This window comes from Solihabitans fulvus (genome assembly GCF_008386585.1).
Lineage (GTDB): Bacteria > Actinomycetota > Actinomycetes > Mycobacteriales > Pseudonocardiaceae > Solihabitans > Solihabitans fulvus.
On the sequence record NZ_VUOB01000026.1, the window covers coordinates 38575 to 59633 of the forward strand.

A 21059-nucleotide genomic window follows, 5' to 3' on the forward strand; every position below is an offset into this window, starting at 1 on the left:
TTTAGACCGAGTCAAGTTTTTGGTCTGGTATACCTTTAGCCCATGACCGACGAGCCTGGCTTGCGTGAGCGAAAGAAGTGCGAGACGCGGCGGCGCATCTCCGACGTGGCGTCGGGGCTGTTCATCGCACGGGGCTTCGACAACGTGACGGTGGCCGAGGTCGCCGCCGCCGCCAACGTCTCCAAGATGACGGTCTTCAACTACTTCCCTCGCAAGGAGGACCTCTTCCTCGATCGGCACCGGGACCTGCTCGAGGAGCTGCGCCGCGAGATCACCCGCCGCGCGCCGGGTGAGTCCGTGGCGGAGGCCATGCGCCGGTACAGCCATGACCTGCTCGCGCGGCAGCATCCGCTGTCCGGCGCGATCGACGGGATCGTCCGCTTCAGCACGGTCGTCGCGGGCAGCCGGGCGCTCCAGACGCGCGCCCTCGAACAGGGCAGGGAGACCGAGCAGACGCTCATGGACATCCTCGCCGCGGAGGCCGTCGACGCCGACGACCGGGTGCGGGCGCGTCTGATTGGCGTGCTGCTCTCCGCGACGCTGCACGCCGTCTACCGGACGCCGATCGCGAAGCTGCTGGCCGGCATGCCGGGCGACCAGGTGCGCCGCGAGCAGGTCGGCGTGATCGACGCCGCGTTCGACCTGCTGGAGCACGGCATCGGCGGTTACGGCGCGAGTTCCGCCACCAGCAACTCGGTCAGCCCCGCTGAGCCAACGGGCGGCGCGAGGTAACGGCCCCTGGCGTAGTCAACGCCGACGCTTCGATACCAGTCGGCCTGACTCGCCGACTCGACGCCGTCCACGGTCACCAGCGTGCCGGTGGAGTGCGCCAACGCGACCACGGCGGCCACCGCCCGCGCGGTCGCCGAGTCCGTGGTGTCCAGGCGGGTCAGCGGCCGGGCCGCCAGCCGCACCAGCCGCACCCGGCCGCTCTCCAGCAGAGCGAGTTCGTCGAGGCCGCCGCCGAATCCGTGCAGCGCTATCCGAATCCCCTTGTCCGCCAACACTTCCAGGTTCTCCCGCGCCTCAGCCCGGTCGGCGACCAGTGCCCCGGTCGCGAGCTCGAGCTGCACCCAGTCGGCGGGCAGGCCGACCGACCCCAGGGTCGTGCCGACGGTCGCGACCAGGTCGGGATCGCCGGACTGCTGCGGCGACAGGCCGACGCTCAACGGCGGCACCCGGTCGCCGAACCGGTCCCGCCAGGCCGCCAGCTGCTCGCACGCGCCGTGCAGCAGCCACCGGCCGAGCGGCACGCTCAGCCCGATCCGCTCGGCGAACCCGGCGCTCCGCTCGTGCGGCAGCACGCCCTCCCCGGGACGGTCCCACCGCAGCAACACCGCGATCGCCGCCAACCGCCGGTCCGCCAGCGCGAACACCGGCTGGAAGTCGAGGCCGAGCTCGCCGTTCTCCCACGCGCCTGGCATGCCGGCGGCCAGGACGAGGTCCGCGCGGTCCCCGCTGTCGCGGTCGCCGTCGTAGATGCCCCACTGGCGCTTGCCACCCAGCTCGGCCGTCCGCAGCGCGCTGTGCGCCTGCCGCAGGAGTTCCAACGGCTCGACGCCGCGCCCGGTGGCCCGCGCGAACCCCATGCTCGCCGGCACCGCGACGCCCTCGCCACGCAGGTAGATCGGCTCGGCCAGCTCGGCGTAGATCGACTCGGCCAGCGCGCTCACGTCGGCGGTCCCCGACGCGTGCTCAAGCAGGATCGCGAACTCGTCGCCGCCGAGCCTGGCCACGGTCGCCCGCTCGTCCGCGACGACGTCACTCAGCCTGCCGGCCACCGTCTTGAGCAGTTCGTCGCCGGCGTCGCAGCCGAGGCCGTCGTTGATCACCCGGACACCGTCCAGGTCCAGGTAGCACAGGGTCACGCCGGCCGACGCGGTCAGCCTGCCGAGGACCTCCTCCAGCTTGGACAGGAAGCTGTGCCGGTTGGGCAGGCCGGTCGTCATGTCCTGCAACGCCTGTCGCCGCAGGTACTCCTGGAGCATCCGCAGGTCGGTGATGTCCTCAAGCACCGCGACGAAGTAGCTGGGCAGGCCCTCCGCGTCGCGCAGCACGGACAGCGCGACGTAGGCCCACATCGTGTCGCTGTCGCGGCGGGTGAGCTGGCGTTGCTCGCGCACGCGGTCCTCGCCGTCGTCGAGCATCCGCCGGCATCTCGCGCGCAGTGCCGCCGCGTCGGACGGGTCGAACAGGGCGTTGGGGCCGTGCCGCACGTAGTCCTCGGCCTCGTAGCCGAGCATCTCCACCAGCGCCGGGTTCGCCTCGACGAAGGAGCCGGCCAGGTCACTGATCACGACGCCGACGGCCGAGGACGAGAAGACCTGCTGGAAGCGCGCCTGGCTGTCGTGCAGGTCCCGCTCGGCGTTCTCCTTCGCCAGCAGCAGCGCCTCCTTGACCCGCTCCTGCTGCTGGAACACCTCGTGCCGCAGGGCCTGCGCGTACCCGGTGGCCAGCGCGCCGAGCAGCAGGACCACCCGGTCGGCCCGGTCGGGCACCTGGCCAAGCTCCGGCAGCGCGAGGAGCCGACGCCCCAACAGGTCCATCGAGCGTTGCAGGCCGTCCGGGCCGGTCAGGCGCGCCGCGACCAGCCACTGGCCAACCGGGCCGCCGGCGCGCGGCGAGTACGCCGGCACGGTCAGCTCGTCCACCATCCGGTCGACCAGGCCGCGCAGTTGGTGCTCGATGGTGGCGCGCGCCATCGGCACGTAGGCCGTCCTGGTGATCGTGTTCGCCCAGTCAACCGTCAGCCTGGCGCGCAGCGCGGACGGCGAATCGCCGGCCGCGCCTGACATCGATCCCTCATCGACCCGTTGCCGATTCACCGACCACGCCCCGTGTCGCCCAGGGGTCAGGGCTTTCTGCCGACGATGGCATACAGGTTCGCCCTGGTCGGGTCGTCGCCGAGGATCTCGCCCTCTTCCGGCCGCCATTCCGGCGTGAACACCAGGCCCGGCTCGACGAGTTCGAGGCCCTCGGCCATGGCCAGCACCTGCTCGCGGGTGCGCGGCGTGATGGGCTCCGCGGTGTTCTTGAAGATCTCGGCGCCCTCCGCCATCGCCTTCGGCATGCTGTCGGCGGTGAAGTGGGACAGCGCGAGATAGCTGCCCGGCGCCAGCTCCTCGCGGTACCTGGCCACGATGTCCCACGGCTTGTCCTCGTCCGGGATGAACTGGAGGACGCCGACGATCAACAGGCCGACGGGCTTGCTGAAGTCGAGCAGCCGCCGCGTCTCGGCGGCCCGCAGGATGGCCTCCGGATTGCGCAGGTCGGCCTGGATCGCGATGGCGTTCTCGTTGTCCTGCAACATCATCTGGGCGTGCGTGACCGCGACCGGCTCGAAGTCCACGTACACGACGCGGCAGGACGGGTCCGCCTCCTGCGCGACCTCGTGCACGTTGCCGACGGTCGGGATGCCCGAGCCGAGGTCGAGGAACTGCCTGATGCCGGACTCCACCATGTGCAGCACGACGCGGCGCAGATAGGAACGGTTGAGCCTGGCCATGTCCCGCACCGGCAGGACCTGGATGAGCTGCTCCGCGGTGTCGCGGTCCACCTGGAAGTTGTGCGCTCCCCCGAGAAGGTAGTCATAGATCCGCGCTGACACGGGGAGTTCGACGTTGACCCCGTCCGGCACCCAGCTGACCCGTTCAACCACGGCACACCGCACTTTCGCACTGAATTCCTGTCGGCGACGACCCATGACAATACTGATCACTCTCGGTCGCCCAATCGGCGCACACCAAGGTTCACTCATTCGGACAGGCAGGCAAGCACGAGTAACCGAATGGGGGAACACTCTCAGCCGCATGCACGGTTCATCCAGGTGGTTCGGTCGGGGCCGATCGCCCGAATCGGCGCGGCCCGGTCAGGCGAGCAGCGCGCTGGCGTACCAGTCCCTGTCGTCGCGGACGCCGGGCAGCGTGTAGAAGTAGCCGCCGCCGTAGGGCTGGATGTAGTCCACGAGGGGCTCGTCGGCGAGGCGCTTCTGCACGGTCTCGAACTGCCGCACCACGTCCTGCTGGTAGCAGCAGAACACCAGGCCGACGTCCACGTTGCCGTTGGTGTCCACGCCGAGGTCGTAGTTGTAACCCCTGCGCAGCAACCGGTTCTTGTCGGTCTCCCCGGTGCGCGGGTTCGCCCTGCGGATGTGCGCGTCGACCGGGATCACCTTGCCGTCGGGGTCCTTGCCGTAGTCCGGCGCGTCCAGCTCGTCGCGGCCGTCCAGCGGTGCGCCGCTGTCCCGCTTGCGCCCGAACATCTTCTCCTGCTCGGCGAGCGACACCCGGTCCCAGAACTCCACCAGCATCCGGATCGTGCGCACCACCTGGTAGGCGCCGCCGACGGCCCAGGACGGCTCCCCCGCGCCGGGCTGGACCCAGATCAGCTTGTCCGCCTCGTCCTGCTGCGGATTGGCGATGCCGTCCTTGAAGCCCATCAGGTTGCGCGGCGCGCCGGACGGGCGCGGCGGCGACACGAAGCCGTTGATCCGGTAGCGCAGCTGCATCGCGCCCCTGGTGTGCTTGGCGAGGTCGCGCAGCGCGTGCTGCACGGTGTCCGGGTTGTTCGCGCAGATCTGCACCATCAGATCCCCGTGGCACCACTTGGGATCGAGCGAGTCGTTCTTGAAGGTCGGCATCGGCGCGAGCCGCACCGGCTTGCGGTCGGCGAGGCCGAACCGGTCGTCGAACAGCGAGGGACCGACCGAGACCGTGATGGTCAGGCCGTCGGCCGGCACGGACGGCCCGAGCACCGCGCTGTCCGACGGCGGCGAGCCGACGCCGAGGTCGGCGGGCGTGCCGCCCGAGGTGAGGAAGCGGGCCCGTTCGGTCAGCGTCCGCATCAGCGCAGCGAGCGCTGGTTTGTCGGCCGCGGTCACGTCGAAGGCGGCGAACATGCCGGCCCGCTGCGGCGGCGTGAACACGCCGGCCTGATGCGCGCCGTGGAAGGGCACCGACTCGGGCGCGGTCGCGGCGGCGGGCGCGGAGCCCGCCGCGGTGTCCGCGTGCGCCCCGGCCACGAGCAGGCCGCCGGTCAGCGCGGTGCCGGCGACCCCGGCACCGGTGCCCTGGAGGAACCTACGCCTGCTGAGCTGCATCAGTCTTCCCTTGTCCTCGCGTCACTTCTGGCGGATCTCGAGCAGGTCGGGCACGAGCGAGAGCGTTTCGAGCAGGTCGCCGACGGCCGCGTTGACCCGCTGCCGCTCGGCAAGCGGCAACTGGCCGAGCGGGGCCTTGGTCGCCTTCAGCGCCTGTTCGAGGGTGGCCATCTTCGCCGTAGCTGCGGGCATCAGGTCGGGGCGGCGCGCGGTGAGCAGCGGGGCCAGCTCGTCCAGCACGACGCGCGTGCCGTCGAGGTCCGCGAGGGTCTCCTGGTAGCCCGTGTCCGCGCCCTGGTTGCTCAGCCCGGACAGGTGGTCGCGCAGCGCGTCCTCCAGGATCTCGTGGCCGCGCAGCGGCAGGTCCTTCGGGTCGGCGGTCACCGTCGGAAGCTTCTGCCGCAGGTCGGCCACGTCGGCGGCCAGCTTGTCCGCGACCGGGGCAAGGGCAGCGACGTCCTCGCCGTGCCACAGCCCGTACTCGATCCGCCGCAGCCCGCCGAAGTCCTTGTCCCGCACGCCGTCCGCGAGCCCGGCAGGGCCGCCGTCGATGGCGTCCGAGAGGTCACCGAAGCTGCCGTAGGCCGCGCCGACGCGTTCCCAGGTGAGCTGCGCCGGCAGCCAGGCCGCGCGCGCCGCCGCCTGGTCGCCGCCGGCCAGCGCCGCGCGCAGCGCGTCCACCTGGCCGGCCAGCTCGCCGAGCTTGGGGGTGACGTAGTCGCGGTAGGCGGCCACCGGGCCGTCGAGTTCCTTCTCCGCCAAGGGAAGCACCGCGGGAACCGCCGTCCTGTCGACGCCGCCGGACGCGCGCACGGTGGCCGACATGCGTTCCTGGTCGCCGATCATGGCGCAGCGCCAGGCGTACTCCCCCGCCGGCAGGCTGACCGACATACTCCGCTGGGTGCCGGGGCCGATGCCCTCGATCTCGCCGACCACGCCGCCGTCGGCGGGATGGATCAGGTAGATCTCCCCGCTGCGGCCGGACTTGTTGACGATGGTGAAGGTCTGCGCACCGGCCGGCGGCGCGGTGAACTCGGGCGCGCAGGCCGAGGCGGTGATGGTCACCTGCGCGGCGGTGCCGGTCGCCGGCGACCTGGTCAGCACGGCGAACAGCCCGGCGGCGAGCAGCGGCACGCCGATCGCGGCGGTCACCACGAGCCAGCGCTTCCTGTCGCCGCGCACGGCGGGCTCCACGACCGCGTCGGGCGCGGCCGCGTCGGACGCGACGGCCTCGGCGGCTGCCGGTTCGGCTGGCGCGCGCTCGGCGGACGCGGCTTCGGCGGGCACAGCCTTGGCCGGTTGCGCGGCCGGCTTTGCGTTGGCGCGCAGGAACATCGTCAGCATGACGCCGACGTAGCCGAGGTAGCCGACGACCTGGAGCCAGGTCATCGCCGGCGTCAGGTTGGTGACGCCGGTGATGATGGTGGCCCACCACGTGTCGGCGGGGATCGAGCCGGTGAGGTCGAACGCGCGCCAGGAGTGGCCGGGCAGCAGGCCGGAACTCTGGAGCTCGCCGAGCCCGTAGGCCAGCACGCCGGCCGCGATGACGATGAGGAAGATCGCGGTGCGGGAGAAGAACACGCCGAGATTGATCCGGATCGCACTGCGGAACAACAGGAAGCACAGCAGCACGGCGATGGCGATGCCGACGGCGGCCCCGATCAGCGGCGCGGTCGACTCGCCGGAGGCCTGCACGGTGGTCCACAGGAACAGCGCCGTCTCGAGGCCTTCGCGCGCCACGGCGAGGAACGCGGTCAGCGCGAGTGCGCCGCCGCCGAGCCGCAGCGCGTTGCCGACCTTCTCGCGCAGTTCCCCGGACAGGCTGCGGGCGGTGCGGCGCATCCAGAAGATCATCACGCTGACCAGGCCGACGGCGATCACGCTGAGGATGCCGCCGAACGCCTCCTGGGCCGTGGTCGACAGGCCCGACTTGGAGAAGGTCAGCACCGCGCCGAAGCTCAGCGAGAGGATGACGGCCGCGAGGACGCCGAGCCAGACCGGACCGGTCGAGGCACGAGAGTCGCTGCGCCGAACGGCGGCGAGCAGGATGCTCACCACCAACCCGCCCTCCAGCCCCTCGCGCAGACCGATCAGCAGGTTGGGCACGCTATCGGCCCACACGGCAGCTCCCTCGCGACCACGACGTTGGTAAGGCTCACCAGCAATTGGTTAGCCTCACCTTAGGCATTGCCGTTGAGTCGGTCCAGCCCGCGCCGATCACATCACGGCCAAACCACCCTTACCGGACAAAGCGCGTCGCGAGGCCGGCGCGGACGAGCGCGGCGGACCGACCCCGCCGGCCGCCCGAACCGGTGGTCGACCGACCTTCACCGGCCGCCAATTGATCGGCAAAACCGTTGTGCGCCAATCAAAAGAGCCTCTTGACGGACGTCCATAGCGACCCCCAGATTGTTGCGGGATCCGCCGTCCGCACCCGGCCTGGAGGCGCTCGTGTCAGAGGCAGACGACCGGCAGCTCGCCGGTCTTGGCTACCGGTCGGAGTTCCGCCGGGACATGGGCGCCTGGGCCAACTTCTCGCTCGGCTTCACCTACCTCTCCCCCGTCGTCGGCACGTACACGCTGTTCGGCAGCGCGCTCGCGGCGGGCGGGCCGCCGATGATCTGGAGCTTCGCGCTGGCCGGGCTCGGGCAGTTCCTGGTGGCGCTGGTGTTCGGCGAGCTGGTCGCGCAGTTCCCGGTGGCCGGCGGCATGTACCCGTGGGCACGGCGACTGTGGGGCCGCCGCTGGGGCTGGCTGACCGGCTGGGTGTACCTCGTCGCGCTGCTGGTCACCATCGCGAGCGTCAGCTACGGCGCTGGCCCCTATCTCGCCACGCTGCTCGGGTTCGGCGCCACCACGAACACCACGGTGCTGTGCGCGGTGGCCGTGATCGCGGTGTCGACCGCCATCAACTACGCGGGCACCAGGGTGCTGTCCGTCGCCGCCGTTTTCGGTTTCGGCGCCGAGATCATCGGGGCGCTCGCGGTCGGCGGCTGGCTGCTGTTCACCCATCGGCTGCACGGCATCGGCGTCGTGTTCGACAGCTTCGGCGCGGCGGGGCCAGGTGCCTACCTGCCGGCGTTCCTCGCGGCCGGCATCATCGGCCTGTACCAGTTCTTCGGGTTCGAGGCGTGCGCGGACACCGCCGAGGAGGTGCGCGACCCCGGCAGGCAGATCCCGAAGGCGATGCGGCGCACCATCTACGTCGGCGGCGCCGCGGCGACCTTCGCGTGCCTGTCGATGCTGCTGGCGGTGCCCGACTTCGGCAGGGTGATCTCGGGGCAGGACAAGGACCCCGTCACCTCGGTGCTCACCGACGCCTTCGGTCCGGTCGGCTACCGGGTGGTCATCGGCGTGGTGTTGATCTCGTTCGTGTCCTGCACGATGAGCCTCCAGGCCGCGGCCAGCAGGCTCGCCTACTCCTTCGGCAGGGACCGGATGATCCTCGGCCACCGCGCGCTGGCCCGGTTCTCCGCGCGCCGACGCATCCCGCCGTACGCGCTGCTGACGGCCGGCGTCGTGCCGGCGCTGGTGGTGTTCGCCTCGAAGCTGTCCGACAACGCCCTGAACCGGATCGTGTCCTTCTCGACGCTGGGCATCTACCTCGGCTTCCAGCTGGTCGTGTTCGCCGCGCTGCGGGCGAGGCTGAAGGGCTGGCGGCCCTCCGGCCCGTTCCGGCTTGGGCGGTGGGGCCTGCCGGTGAACATCCTGGCGCTGGCCTACGGCGTCGCGGCCATGGTCGACATGTGCTGGCCGCGCACGCCGGACGCGGCCTGGTACGACAACTACGTCGTGCTGCTGTCCGCCGCGCTGGTGATCGGTGTCGGGGTGCTGTACATGATGCTCGCCCGACCGTTCACGGCCGGGGACGCCGTCGCGGGGGACGCCATTCCGGACCGGTCGGCCGAGGTCGCCGCCCAGCCCGTCGCCGCGCCGTGACCATCCACTGTGGAGCGTGGGCGGTCAGGTGCGGCGGCCGACCCCAACGTAGAGCGCGCACGACTCGGGGTGCTCGCCGACGTCCTCCGGCGAGTCCGGCCGCCACTCCGGCGCGTACACGAGGCCCGGCCGTTCCAGTTCGAAGCCCGTGAAGAACCCGCTGATGGCTCGGCGGCCCCGGTCGTACAGCGGGGTCGGGCTGGCGCGGTAGAGGTCGCCGATCTCGCGGACCCTCGGCGGCAGCCGCGCCGAGGTGATGTGCGACAGCACGAGATAGCTGTCGGCCGCCATCGCCTCCCGGTACCGCGCCACGACACCGTGGGGGCCGTCCGCGTCGGGCACGTAGTGCAGCAGCCCGGTCATCAGCACCGCGACCGGCTCGGCGAAGTCGAGCAGCTTCCGGGTCACCGGGGCCGTCAGGACCGTCTCGGGGTCGCGGAAGTCGGCGGCGAGCGTCGCGACGAGGTCGTCGTCGGCGAGGATCAGCTCGCCGTGCGCGACCGCGACCGGGTCGTTGTCCACGTAGACGACGCGGCAGGACGGATCGGCCCGGTGGGCGACGTCGTGCACGTTGCCGGCGGTCGGGATGCCCGACCCGATGTCCAGGAACTGGCGGATGCCGTTGCGGACGCAGAAGGCCACCACGCGCCGCAGGAAGGCCCGGTTCAGCCTGGCCGGCAGCCGCGCCTCGGGCAGGATGGCCAGCACCCGATCGGCGAACGCACGGTCGACGGCGAAGTTGCAGGCGCCGCCGAGGTAGTAGTCGTACACCCGAGCGGCGTTGGGCTGAGACAGGTCGATCGTGCGGGGCGACCAGGCGTGTTGTTCCTCCACGGTGCACCTCGCCTCTGCTCGGGGTAGCCCCGAGTAGTTTAGCGATCACAGATCGTGGCACCACCCCGGGATGCCAGTGGCGTCGCGCGACCCCCGGTCACGCGACGCCACTGGCCCTCCGACTAGGCGGTTCTGCCCGGCTCCTGGAACACCATCGCCGGAATGGGTGCCTGCCGAATGACCGGCTTGGGCTCCTCCACCCCGACACCGTTCGCCGGCGCCTGCATGGTCACGCTCTCGAGCCTGCGCTCGACGAACGGGGCCGACTCGACCTCGTTCGACTCCAGCTCCGGCGTGACGTCGCCGTCCACGTCGGTCTGCTTCCCGGCCTCCGCGTTCGGGGCCGTCTCCTCCACCCGGTCAAGGGCCGCACGGGCGGCCGCGATCCATACACGCTGCATGTGCTCGTCCTTGGCGCCGCCAACCGACGACAACAGGCCGGACAGGACACCGCGAACACGCGCCACCAGGGCCGGGCGGCGGCGAATAGCCGTCCACACCGGATGGTCCGCCGGAAGGCGCGAAGCTACGAGCTGCTGCACACACGCCCGCAGTTCCTCTGCGGACAGGTCCGCCCAGCGGGCAACAGCACTTGGGGCCACCACGACCAACAGGATCCTCCCGACACATAATCCCGCTCACCGTCGGTCACGACGGTATTGAACACACGCAAGCATGTCATGACCGCGCCGATAGTCCGACCAGGTCACCCCGGTGTCCTTCGACTCGCTCACCTGACGTGGCGCACCGACTACTCTCCCGTACCAGTAAGGCCTCGCCCAGGGCCCGTGATCGTCAAATCGTTAGAATGTGCCACGGTGTCTGGACAGCGTTGGGGTGCGGGATGACAGAGCTTTCGAGTTGGCTGCCGGCCGGTGTCGACACCAGCCGTCCCAGCGCCGCGCGCGCCTACGACGCGTTTCTCGGCGGCGCGCACAATCTACCGGTCGACCGGGAATTCGTCCGGCAGGCCGAAGTGGTGTTCCCCGGGGTCGCCAAGGCCTGCCAGGCCAACCGCGCCTTCCTGCGGCGCACCGTCGAGTACATGGTGCGCACCGGCATTCGTCAGTTCATCGATCTCGGATCCGGTATTCCGACCGTCGCCAACGTGCACGAGGTCGCGCAGGAGGCCGACCCGGCCTGCCGCGTGGTGTACGTGGACAACGAGGCCGTCGCGGTCGCGCACAGCAGGCTGATGCTGCGGGACAACCCCAATGCGGCGATCGTCGAGGCCGACCTGCGCAGCCCGGCCACCATCCTGGCCGCGACCGAGACCCGCAGGCTGATCAACTTCGACGAGCCGGTCGGTCTGCTGATGGTGGCGACGCTGCACTTCGTCCCGGACGAGGACGACCCGGCCGCACTGGTGTCGGAGTACCGTGCCGCGCTCGCGCCGGGAAGCCACCTCGTCGTCTCGCACGCCACCGCCGAGTCCCGCCCCGAGGAGATGGGGGCGCTCGAAGCCCTGTACGCGACCAGCAGCAACCCCGCCGTTGCCCGCTCGACCGACTGGATCACCAGCCTGTTCGGCACGTTCGAGCTGGTCGAGCCCGGTGCGGTCTTCGTGCCGGAGTGGTGCGTCGACGGCACGGTCTGCCCGTCCTACCCCGAGCACTTCATCTTCTTCGGGGGCGTCGGCCGCAAGCCGGAGCACGGGCTGGTGCGGTAGCCGCCAGCCGGTGCCGCGGCCGGGCCGGCGTCGCCGTCAGCCCGTGGCCACGCCGATGAGGAGGCCGACCAGGTAGGTCGCCCCCGCCGCGATGCCGCCGAACATCAGCTGCCGGGCCCCGTTGCCCCACCAGGACCTCGCGGTGAACCGGGACACCAGCGCGCCAGCGCCGAACAGGCCGAGCGCGCCGAGGCCCAGCGAGGCGAGCAGCGAGGGCGCGCCGAGCAGGAACGGGATCAGCGGGATGAACGCGCCGACCGCGAAGCACAGGAACGAGGAGACCGCCGCCACGATCGGCTTGGGCTGCTCGTCGGGGTTGATGCCGAGCTCCTGGGTGAGGTGGATGCGCACGGCCAGGTCCGGATCGGCGTGCACCTCCTCGGCGACCAGCTCGGCGGTGCGCTCGGACAGGCCCATCTCGCGGAACATGTCGACCAGCTCGGCCTGCTCCCCCGCCGGATTGCGCTCCAGCTCGGCGCGCTCGACGGCGGCCTCCGCGTTCACCGCGTTGTTCTGGGTCTCCACGGACGAGTACTCGCCGAGCGCCATCGAGAAGGCGCCGGCCACCAGGCCCGCGACGCCGGACAGCAGGACGACGTGCGGGCTGCCCCCGCCGGCGCCGACACCCGCCACCAGCGAGATGTTGGTGACCAGGCCGTCCATCGCGCCGAAGACGGCAGGGCGGAGCCACCCACCGGACAGGTCGGCGTGGGTGTGCCCGATCTCCTGAGCGCCGATCTTGGCTGCCTCCGTCGTCATGCGGTGATTGTAGAAGTCCTTTCAGGACTGAGGACAGGCTTGGCAAGCGCTGCCTTGCCTTGCTTGCCCAGCATGTGGCCGGCCGGCGGTGGACAACGACACGATACGGTCACCCGGTCGGGCCGATGGGCGCGGCGAATCCGCGGGAGGATGCGCCCGACCAGCCTTCGAACGCATGTTCTAATATGCCGCCGAGGTTGGTTGAGCCGCTACCCGCGAACGTCGCGTCGCATGGCGGAGCGACACCGGTCACTCTGGTGGAGAGGAACACGATGGTGGGCCCGGACTCACTTACTCAAGAAGACGTCCAGGATCAGCAGGAGCAGCAGACCGACGACACGACGCAGGCCAGCGCCGACGTCGCGTCGGCGGCGCCTTCTTCGGAGGGCTCGGTGAGCGCCGAAGGCGCCGAGGAGCCCAGCGAGAACGGCGCGGCCAAGCGGGGCCGTCCGCGCAAGCAGAGCACCGCCAAGAAGACCCGCACGGTCGAGCTGACGCTGACCGTGACCGGCACCGCCGAGGGCGAGTGGCAGGCGGACCTCGTGCACGGCACGAACCGCGTGGTGCGTGGCCTGAGCATTTCCGCGGCCGCGGTGGCCAGGGCGGCAAAGGAGCTGCACCCGGACATCTCCGAGGGCATCGAGACGGTCATCGACGCCGCGCGGGAGCAGCACCGTTCCAGGATGGAGCAGCTCGAGGCGGAGCTGGAGCAGGTCAAGCGCGCGCTCGCCGAACTGAACGACTGATCGCTTGGCGCCGGCCGGTCGGCCGGGGCCCGGCACGTTGTGTGGGACGCCTTCCTGACACCAGATGGCCAATGGCCGATGCCAGGAGGGCGTCCTTCATGACGTTTGGCGGAGATTCGGTGTTCGGTGTGCGGTGCGCGGCAAGGGCACAACTAGAGGCGGGCGCTGAGGCGGACCAGCTCGAAGATGGTGCGGCGGCGGAGTTTGGCGAGCGGGGCGCGGGCCCGGCCGAGGAGTAGATCGCCGCGCGGGATCTGCCACGCGTCGTCCTCGGCGATCCGGCTGGTGAGTTCGAGCTGTTCGCGGTACTGGGTCCTGGTGAGGCCGGCCGACAGCGAAAAGCGGCTCACCCGGAACGCGGCCAACGACTGGCCGATGCCGATGAAATGGCCGTGCCGCAACAGTTTCATCCACAGGTCGAGGTCCATCGGGAACAGCAGCTCTCCGTCGAATCCGCCGACCTTCTCGAAGTGTTCGCGGCGGAACATGACGCCGGCAGGCTCGCCGATCGGGTTGGCGCCGCTGCGCACCACCCTGCGGGCGACCTCGCGGCCGTCGAACCGTCCGAGCAGGCCGGACAGTCCCCGGTTCGCGGCGAGGATCACCCCGGACTCGTCGATCACGTGCCGGCGCGAGGCGGCCAGGGCGAGGGTCGCGTCGCTGCGGAACGCGGCGACCTGCCTGGCAAGGGCGTCGGGGTGGATCAGGTCGTCGGCGCAGAGCACCTTGATCAGCTCGCCGCTCGCGAGCCGCACGACGCGGTTCCAGTTCTCCGGCAGTGGGACCGTTTCGTCGTTGCGCACGATCCGCAGGCGCGGGTCGTCGAAGGACCGCAGAATGGCGGCGGTCTGGTCGGTGCACGCGTTGTCCAGCACGACAAGTTCGAAATCGCGCCAGCTCTGCGCGAGCACGCTGCGCACGGCCTCCGCGATGTAGCGCTCCGCCTGGTAGGCCGGCAGGCAGATGGATACGGCGGGTTCGCGGGTCATTCGGTTCTCGACTTGCGTAGCCGCTGCCACCATGCCGTCACGGCAGCGAGCGGGCCGTCGGCCGATCGGAACGCGCGGCACTCGCCGGGCGGGCAGATCGCGCACTCGGTGCCGCCCCGGTAGTGCTCGTGGGCCTGCGCGGGATGGCCACACCTGCACGGCGACCGCCGGGTCTCGCCCACCGCTCCCCCACCTCCTCGCCGGCATCGCGGTCGGCGAGCACCGCCCGGTGCCGTCACTGTAGTCAACGGTCGTCGAACCGACCGGATCAACGGACGTCGCACCACCTGCGCGACAACCACATGACGAGCCGCGCGGCGACGGCGAACGCCATTACGGATACCACCAGTTCTTGTTTATGTGTAGACAGCTTACTCATCCGCAGCGGGGATTCAGCTCTCCGTTTCGTCACGGAACGCCATCACGCTCATGAAATGGTTACACAACATCACCCGAACAGGCGACCCCTCAGGTCAGGTATCCCCGAGATGATTCAGATTCACCTCGACCATGCGGACGTGCGGAAAGGATCGAGATGAGCCGCGGCAATCGACCGACCGTGACTGTCGTCATTCCGGCCATGAATGAATCAAGAAATCTTGAAACGGTGTTGCCGGAACTGCCTCCTCTGCACGAGGTCCTGCTGGTCGACGGCCACTCCGTCGACGGCACCGTCGATGTCGCGAGACGTCTGATGCCGGGTATCAAGATCGTCAGGCAGACCAGGCGTGGCAAGGGAAACGCGCTGGCCTGCGGGTTTCACGCGGCCACCGGCGACATCATTGTCATGTTCGACGCGGACGGATCCGCCGATCCCGCCGAGATTCCCCATTTCGTCACGACGCTGACCTGTGGATTCGACTTCGCCAAGGGCAGCAGGTTCATCCTCGGCGGCGGCAGTCACGACATCACCGGGCTGCGCAATGTCGGAAATGCCAGCCTCAACGGCGTGACAAATCTGCTGTTCCGCACGCGGTTTTCCGACCTGTGCTACGGATACAACGCGTTCTGGCGTGACATCGTGCCCGTGCTCGACCTTCCGTCGGTTGACCAGGCCGCGCCGTCCGGCGCGATGCCGTGGGGCGACGGATTCGAAATCGAGACGATGATCAATTGTCGGGTGGCCGCCGCCGGGCTGCGGATCGCCGAGGTGCCCAGCGTCGAGCGCAGCCGGATGCACGGCGAGAGCAACCTGCGGACCTTCACCGACGGCGCGCGGGTGTTGCGGACCATCCTGACCGAACGGCACCGGAGCAGACGGCTGAGCCGGGCGGGGCTCGACTCGCATCCGGCGCGGCGCAAGCGCTGGTTGCCGCCCCGGCTGGATCTGCTCGATCGTGCGGTTCCCGGCGTGCCGGCCGAGGAACCGGCGTGACGGAGGCCATCGAGGAGGCCGTCGGAGACGCCGTTGGGGAGGCCGCCGGAGAGGCCGTTGGGGAGGCCGCCGGATTGGCGGTGACCGTGGTGATCTGTGCCTACACCGAGGACCGGTGGGACGACCTGTGTGGCGCGGTCAGGTCAGTTGCGGGGCAACGGGTTGAGTCGGCTGTCGGGCCGAAGATCGTGTTGGTCGTCGACCACAACGCGGCGCTCGCCGAGCGGGCCGAGCGGGCCTTTCCGTGGGTTGACGTGCTGCACAACCGTGGACGGAGAGGGTTGTCCGGCGCCCGCAACACCGCCCTTGCGGTCGTGGACGGCGGGATCGTCGCGTTTCTCGATGACGACGCGGCCGCGGATCCCGGTTGGCTGGCGACGCTGCTCGGCCACTATGCGGACCCCGAGGTGGTCGCGGTCGGCGGATCCGCCAGGCCGGTGTGGCCGGTTCGACGGCCGGGCATGCTGCCGGCGGCCGACGCGGAGGGGCGTGGCGAGCTGGACTGGGTGGTCGGCTGCACCTATGCCGGCCAGCCGGAGCGCGTCTCGCCAGTGCGGAATCTGATGGGCTGCAACATGTCCTTCCGGCGCGAGGTGTTCGACGCGGTCGGCGGGTTCGCCGAGGACCTTGGTCGAGTCGGACGAGTGCCGCTCGGGTGCGAGGAGACCGAGTTGTGCATCCGAATCCGGCAGGCAGATCCGAAGGCGCGGATCGTGTTCGATCCGGCCGCCGTGGTAAGGCATCGAGTGAGTGCGGATCGGGTCAGCTGGCGGTATCTTGCGCGCCGCTGTTGGGCGGAGGGGTTGTCCAAGGCCGCCGTCGCCGGGCTGGTTGGTGGGACGGACGCGCTCGCCACGGAACGGGACTACACGCGCCGGGTGTTGCCGGCGGCATTGCGTCGGGAGTTGGTCGGAGTGCTGCGCGGAAAGGGTGGCGCGGCGCGTGGGAGGGGCAGCGCGTTGGGTGGAGCGGCGGCGTTGCCGATGGCGGTCGGATGGGCTGCTGCCGGGTACCTGCGTGGACGGTTCGGTGGTGCGGCCGGGCGAAGCGGCGGCGCGGCTGCGTTTGGGGGCGGTCGTGAACGCCAGTGATGGGCTTCGTCGGTACTGCGCCGGGGCGCTGCTGGTAATCGGCATGCTGGCCGCGGTGCTTGCCACTGCCGAGGTCGGTGGGCCGGTGCGGTTGCTGATCACCCTCGTGTTTCTGCTTGTCGGGCCGGGATGGGCCGTGGCGGCCTATCTCCCCGGGGCCAGCGCTGCGCTTACCTGGGCGGCGGCCACGGCGGTGAGCATCGCGCTGTCGATCGTTGTGGCGCAGGTGATGTTGATGCTGGGCGCATGGCATCCGACTCGCGCGCTCGTGCTGCTCGCGGCGGCGAGTGCGCCTCTGTTGGTGCATCACCTGGTTCGAACGACGCGGGCGGCTTCGTGACTCAACCATCCGATACGGCGGAACGCACTGTCACCGAACCAACCGCCCGGGAGGTGACGATCTCGCCCGGCGCGGCCGGTGGGGGTCTGCTGGGCGACGGGCTCGCGCTCACCGCGAGCGCGTTGGTCACCGCGGGGGCCGGGTTGGTCGGCTGGCTGTTGGCTGCCCGGCTGCTGCCGCGCGCGGAGGTCGGCGCGACTTCCGCTTTCGTGTCGGGGTTTCTGTTGTTCGCCACCGTCGCGGAGTTGGGGCTCGGGCCTGCCGTGCTGCGGTGGTTGCCGTTGGCGGGTCGGCGAACTCCCATGTTGCTGCGGCGTGGCTATGGCGTGGTGGTGCTGGTCGCGGTGGTGGCTGCCGGGCTGTTCGCGCTGGTGCCGGCCACCGCCGTGACCACCGCCGCCGTGCCCGTGTTCGGCGGTGTGTTGTTCGTGGCCGCCAGCGTCGGCTGGACGTTGTTCCAGTTCCAGGACGCGGTGTTGACCGGGTTGGGCCGGGCCCGGTGGGTGCTGGTGGAGAACACCGCGTTCAGCGTTGCCCGGCTGGTCCTGTTGGTGGTGCTCGGTCCACGGCTCGGCGCGCTGGGCATCGTGCTGTCCTGGGTGTTGCCCACCGTGCTCGGCGTGCTGGTGGTGTCGGCCCTGGTGGTCGTCACGGGCCGGCGGGTGGGCGGGACGGCGGGCCGCCTGCCCGATCGGCGGGAAGTTCTCTCGTTGGTCGGACCGACCTATCCGGCGACCGTGTGCGTTGCCGTGCTCTACAACGTCGTGCCGTTGGTCGTGACCGCGCGGAACGGTCCCGAGGTCGGCGCGGTGTTCTTCATCGTGTGGATGGGGCTCAACGCCTTGGATGTTGCGGCCACCGGGTTCGTGAACGCGGTGGTCGTGCGCTTGGCCGGAGCGGAGGAGCGGGCTGGGGTACTTGTGCGACATGCGGCTACCCGGATGGCGGCGATCTTCCTGCCGCCGATCGCGGTCGGGGTGGTGGGTGCCGGATGGGTGCTCGGGTTGTTCGGCGACGCCTACGCGGAGATCGGCACGTCGTTGTTGCAGGTGGCGTTGGTGGGCTACGTCGCGCGGCTGGTCGTGGTGCTGGTCACCGGGGTGCACCTGGCTGCGGGGCGTGGGGTGGTTGTCGCGGCGCTACAGGCCGCCAACGCAGTCGGCATGGTGGTGTTGATTCTGGCGCTGCCCGGTCCACGGCTGTGGCCGATCGGCGCTGGTTTCCTTGCACTGCAATGGGTTCTTGCTGTGGTTGCCGTACTCGGTTTGTGGCGCCGGAGGCCCCGGTGGCAGCAGCTGCTAGGCGAGATCGAGATGGTTGAGCGAGGGGCACTGGAGCGAGACAAGCCTATGGCGGGCCGGGGCGAATCGGTCGCGGGGTTGAGCGAACCGGACGCGGGGCTGGGCGAACCAGTCGCGGGGCCGGGCGAGACAGTAGCGCGGCTGGGCGAACCACTCGCGGGGCCGGGCGAGACAGTAGCGCGGCTGGGCGAACCACTCGCGGGGCCGGGCGAGACAGTAGCGCGGCTGGGCGAACCACTCGCGGGGCCGGGCGAGATAGCGGCGCGGTTGAGCGAACCGGTCGCCGGACGGGCCGAACCACTCGCGGGATCGGGCGAGACGGTGGCGGGGCCGGGGGCGCCGGTCGTGCGGACGGGCGGGGCTGCGGCCGCGAGGGTCGCGGCCTCGTTGCGGAGGGGCGGGGCTGCGGCGGGGAGGGGCGCGGCCTTGTTGCAGAGGGGCGGGTCTTTGTTGCGGGGGGCGGGGTCTGCGGTGGTGGCGGTGGGGGGCTCGGCGGTGGTCGAGCTGCGGCGGCGGGCTGGTGGGTCGGCGCGGCTGGTTCCGTTGCGGCGCTTGGCGGGATCGGGGGTGGACTCCGGCCGCAGGGCATGGGTTGTGCCTGTGGTCGGGGCGGTGGGGCTTGGGTTGTGGGTAGTTGGGCTGCACCGGGTGGATCCCGGTCAGCTCGGCGGACTCGGGCTGATCGGGGCGCTGTCTCCCGTGGTGCTGCTGTCCTATCCGGTGCTGTTGGTGGCGTTCGTGGCCGAGGTGGCGGGACGACGGCCCCGGGGTTGGGTGCTGACGCTGCTCACGGGCGCCGGCCTGGTGATGATCTACGGGTTGCAGCCGGCCGTGCAGGAGGTCGCGCGGCTGCCGATCAGCTGGCTGCATGCCGGCTTCGCCAACTACATCGGCGACAACGGCGCGGTGCTGCACGACTTCGACACGCGGTTCTCCTGGCCAGGGTTCTTCGCGTTGGCGGCGTTTCTGACCAGGGCGGGCGGATATCAGGACAGCGGTGTGCTGCTGGCGTGGGCACCGGTCGTACTGACCGGGCTGGCCACGATCGGGGTGCGGGCGCTGGCCACGGCCGCGCTCGGACATGGGCGCGCCGCGTGGATCGCCACCTGGTTGTTCCTGCTGGGGAACTGGACCGAGCAGGACTACTTCTCCCCGCAGGGCACGACGTTCGTCCTGTTGCTCGCCGCGCTCGCATTGACCGTGCGGTACCTCGTGCGGCCCGGCTTGGTGGACGGCGGGCGGGTGCGGTTGCGGGAGCGTCGGGTGCCGGCCGGGACACCCGGCGGGAGAGTCTTCGCGCAGGGGTTGGTGCTGCTGCTGGCTGTCGCGCTCGCACCCTCGCACCAGCTCACGCCGTTCGTGTTGGTGGGCTTTCTCGCGGTGCTGCTGCTGTGGGGCCGGCTGTGGCCCGGCTGGCTGCCGGTGCTGGCCTTCGTGCCAGCGTTGGCGTGGTTCGTGTTGGCGGCCAAGGAGTTCTGGGTCGGGCAGCTCGCGCTGATCACGGGCTCCATCGGCGACGTCAGCTCGTCGGTGAACCAGGGCATCGGGCAGCGGCTGGCCGGGGACTCCGGACACCAGGCGATCGTGTTCCTGCGCATCGGGTTGACGGGCCTCGCGGCACTGCTCGCGGTGGGTGGCGTGCTGTTGTTGCGGCGCAGGAGGGTGCGGACCTGGGTGCTGCCGGTGTTGGCGCTCATGCCGTTCGGGCTCGCCGTGGTGCAGCCCTACGGCGGCGAGGTGTTTATGCGGTGCTACCTGTTCGCGCTGCCGTGGTTCGCGATCGGGGGCGGGCTGGCGATCGGCGCCGTGTTGGATCGACGGGTCGGCAGGGCGAGTGGGTCGCGCGGTCTGCTTGCCTGGGGCGGTGTGTTGGTCTCGTTGCTGGTGCTGTGCCTGGGGACCGTGGCCGTCCGTGGCGGGAATGACGCCTATGTCAGCTTCACTCGGACCGACCTGGACGCCATGGACGCCGCCTATCGGCTCGCCGTTCCTGGCGACAGCATCGTCGCGTTGACCTGGTACAGCCCGCTGCGCGCCGAGCGGGTCGGCGAGGTGACGCAGGTCAGCGCCGCGGAACTGGGCGGGGGCAGGGACAACTGCGACTCGCCGACCCAGATCGAGCGGTGTGTGCTCGCGGCCAAGCCCGACTTCGTGGTCGTCAGCCCGCAGCAGGACGCGGCCGGCCGGATCCTGTACGGAATGAGACCGGGGTGGACTCGCGAGATCGTCGACACGCTGATCCGGGTGAACCACTACACGGTGGTGTTCGACCGGGCCGGCCGCACGGTTCTTGCCCTGCCAGAGGAAAACGGAGGCTGAGCGTGGCTCGACGAACCCGCAGGGACTGGCCGAGGGTGCTGGCCGAGCAGGTCTGGATCGACCTGTGGGCGATGACGGCCGGCACGCTGGTCAACGGCCTGCTCGGGGCCGAGCCGGTGCCGAGGGTGCTGCGCTGGCTCGGCTATCGCGCGCTCGGCCTTCGGGTCGACACCCCGAACATCTTTCCGGGACTGCGGGTGGCCGGGCGGCTGCGCAACGTCGAGATCGGGGCCGGCACCTTCCTCAACCGCGAGTGCTTCATCGAGGCGGTCGCCGAGGTGCGGATCGGGCGGGACTGCCAGTTCGGCCCGCAGGTCGCGATCCTGACCTCGCACCATCCGTGGACGGCGGACGGCTCGGTGTCCAAGTACCCGCAGGGTCGGTCGGTGCGGATCGGCGACCGGGTGTGGCTCGGCGCGCGCACGATCGTGGTGCCCGGGGTGACGCTCGCGCCGGACGTCGCCGTGGCGGCGGGAGCCGTGGTCGCGCGGGACTGCCTCGAACCCGGCCTGTACGCGGGCGTGCCGGCCAGGTGGGTCGGGCCGGCGAAGTCGGCGGACGGGGCGGACGGAGCGCGAGGGGTGGGCTCGTGACGGCCG

Annotated in this window: 17 protein-coding genes; 9 read left to right on the top strand and 8 right to left on the bottom strand. The window is 70.7% G+C overall.

The annotated features are described in order from the left end of the window. Positions 1–42 precede the first annotated feature (42 nt). Positions 43–732 carry a TetR/AcrR family transcriptional regulator gene (locus F0L68_RS15715; RefSeq protein ID WP_149850316.1) on the top strand — a complete coding sequence of 230 codons (690 nt, stop codon included), beginning with the start codon at positions 43–45 and terminating at the stop codon, positions 730–732. On the opposite strand, the gene F0L68_RS15720 is transcribed toward F0L68_RS15715, so the two are convergent. The 4 genes from F0L68_RS15720 to efeU all read right to left on the bottom strand — a co-directional run bounded on the left by F0L68_RS15720 (position 666) and on the right by efeU (position 7219). After that, the gene (locus F0L68_RS15720) at positions 666–2795 is read right to left on the bottom strand and encodes a putative bifunctional diguanylate cyclase/phosphodiesterase (protein WP_188316600.1); all 2130 of its coding nucleotides are present in this window, start codon (positions 2793–2795) and stop codon (positions 666–668) included. The genes F0L68_RS15715 and F0L68_RS15720 overlap by 67 nt on opposite strands. Positions 2796–2851: 56 nt before the next feature. Then, positions 2852–3658: an SAM-dependent methyltransferase gene (locus F0L68_RS15725; protein ID WP_149850318.1), complete on the bottom strand. Its 807-nt coding sequence runs from the start codon at positions 3656–3658 to the stop codon at positions 2852–2854. A gap of 210 nt (positions 3659–3868) precedes the next feature. Next, positions 3869–5098 carry an iron uptake transporter deferrochelatase/peroxidase subunit gene (efeB, locus tag F0L68_RS15730; protein ID WP_149850319.1) on the bottom strand — a complete coding sequence of 410 codons (1230 nt, stop codon included), beginning with the start codon at positions 5096–5098 and terminating at the stop codon, positions 3869–3871. A gap of 21 nt (positions 5099–5119) precedes the next feature. Further along, positions 5120–7219 (bottom strand): iron uptake transporter permease EfeU, encoded by a 2100-nt coding sequence (efeU, locus tag F0L68_RS15735; protein WP_223198823.1) that lies wholly within the window; start codon positions 7217–7219, stop codon positions 5120–5122. A gap of 330 nt (positions 7220–7549) precedes the next feature. On the opposite strand from efeU, the gene F0L68_RS15740 reads away from it, so the two are divergent. After that, a complete protein-coding gene (locus F0L68_RS15740; protein ID WP_223198824.1) occupies positions 7550–9037 on the top strand; it encodes an APC family permease in 1488 nt (495 codons plus the stop codon). Positions 9038–9061: 24 nt separating this feature from the next. Here the strand turns inward: F0L68_RS15740 and F0L68_RS15745 are convergent, their stop codons facing one another. Next, complete coding sequence (locus tag F0L68_RS15745; RefSeq protein WP_149850320.1) at positions 9062–9871, bottom strand: SAM-dependent methyltransferase; 810 nt, start codon at positions 9869–9871, stop codon at positions 9062–9064. 122 nt (positions 9872–9993) lie between these two features. Next, the gene (locus F0L68_RS15750) at positions 9994–10272 is read right to left on the bottom strand and encodes a hypothetical protein (RefSeq protein ID WP_149850321.1); all 279 of its coding nucleotides are present in this window, start codon (positions 10270–10272) and stop codon (positions 9994–9996) included. Between the two features lie 443 nt (positions 10273–10715). On the opposite strand from F0L68_RS15750, the gene F0L68_RS15755 reads away from it, so the two are divergent. Continuing rightward, entirely contained in the window at positions 10716–11540 is an 825-nt protein-coding gene (locus tag F0L68_RS15755; protein WP_149850322.1) for an SAM-dependent methyltransferase, read from the top strand. A gap of 36 nt (positions 11541–11576) precedes the next feature. Here the strand turns inward: F0L68_RS15755 and F0L68_RS15760 are convergent, their stop codons facing one another. Then, entirely contained in the window at positions 11577–12299 is a 723-nt protein-coding gene (locus F0L68_RS15760; RefSeq protein ID WP_149850323.1) for a VIT1/CCC1 transporter family protein, read from the bottom strand. Between the two features lie 272 nt (positions 12300–12571). Here F0L68_RS15760 and F0L68_RS15765 point away from each other — a divergent pair, with 272 nt between their 5' ends. Beyond that, positions 12572–13045: a DUF6319 family protein gene (locus F0L68_RS15765; RefSeq protein WP_149850324.1), complete on the top strand. Its 474-nt coding sequence runs from the start codon at positions 12572–12574 to the stop codon at positions 13043–13045. Between the two features lie 152 nt (positions 13046–13197). Here F0L68_RS15765 and F0L68_RS15770 read toward each other — a convergent pair whose 3' ends face one another. Continuing rightward, positions 13198–14034 (bottom strand): glycosyltransferase family 2 protein, encoded by an 837-nt coding sequence (locus tag F0L68_RS15770; RefSeq protein WP_149850325.1) that lies wholly within the window; start codon positions 14032–14034, stop codon positions 13198–13200. A 535-nt stretch (positions 14035–14569) separates the two neighbouring features. On the opposite strand from F0L68_RS15770, the gene F0L68_RS15775 reads away from it, so the two are divergent. The 5 genes from F0L68_RS15775 to F0L68_RS15795 are packed head-to-tail and all read left to right on the top strand — an operon-like array spanning position 14570 to position 21053. Further along, on the top strand, positions 14570–15409 hold the full coding sequence (locus F0L68_RS15775; protein WP_149850326.1) for a glycosyltransferase family 2 protein: 840 nt from the start codon (positions 14570–14572) through the stop codon (positions 15407–15409). After that, positions 15406–16500: a glycosyltransferase family 2 protein gene (locus F0L68_RS15780; protein WP_276313857.1), complete on the top strand. Its 1095-nt coding sequence runs from the start codon at positions 15406–15408 to the stop codon at positions 16498–16500. The genes F0L68_RS15775 and F0L68_RS15780 overlap by 4 nt, the downstream gene beginning before the upstream one ends. Continuing rightward, on the top strand, positions 16487–16840 hold the full coding sequence (locus tag F0L68_RS15785) for a hypothetical protein (protein ID WP_149850327.1): 354 nt from the start codon (positions 16487–16489) through the stop codon (positions 16838–16840). Before F0L68_RS15780 ends, F0L68_RS15785 begins: the two co-directional genes overlap by 14 nt. Positions 16841–16893: 53 nt before the next feature. Beyond that, entirely contained in the window at positions 16894–20460 is a 3567-nt protein-coding gene (locus F0L68_RS15790) for an oligosaccharide flippase family protein (protein ID WP_188316601.1), read from the top strand. Between the two features lie 2 nt (positions 20461–20462). Beyond that, positions 20463–21053: an acyltransferase gene (locus F0L68_RS15795; protein ID WP_223198825.1), complete on the top strand. Its 591-nt coding sequence runs from the start codon at positions 20463–20465 to the stop codon at positions 21051–21053. Positions 21054–21059: the final 6 nt, after the last annotated feature.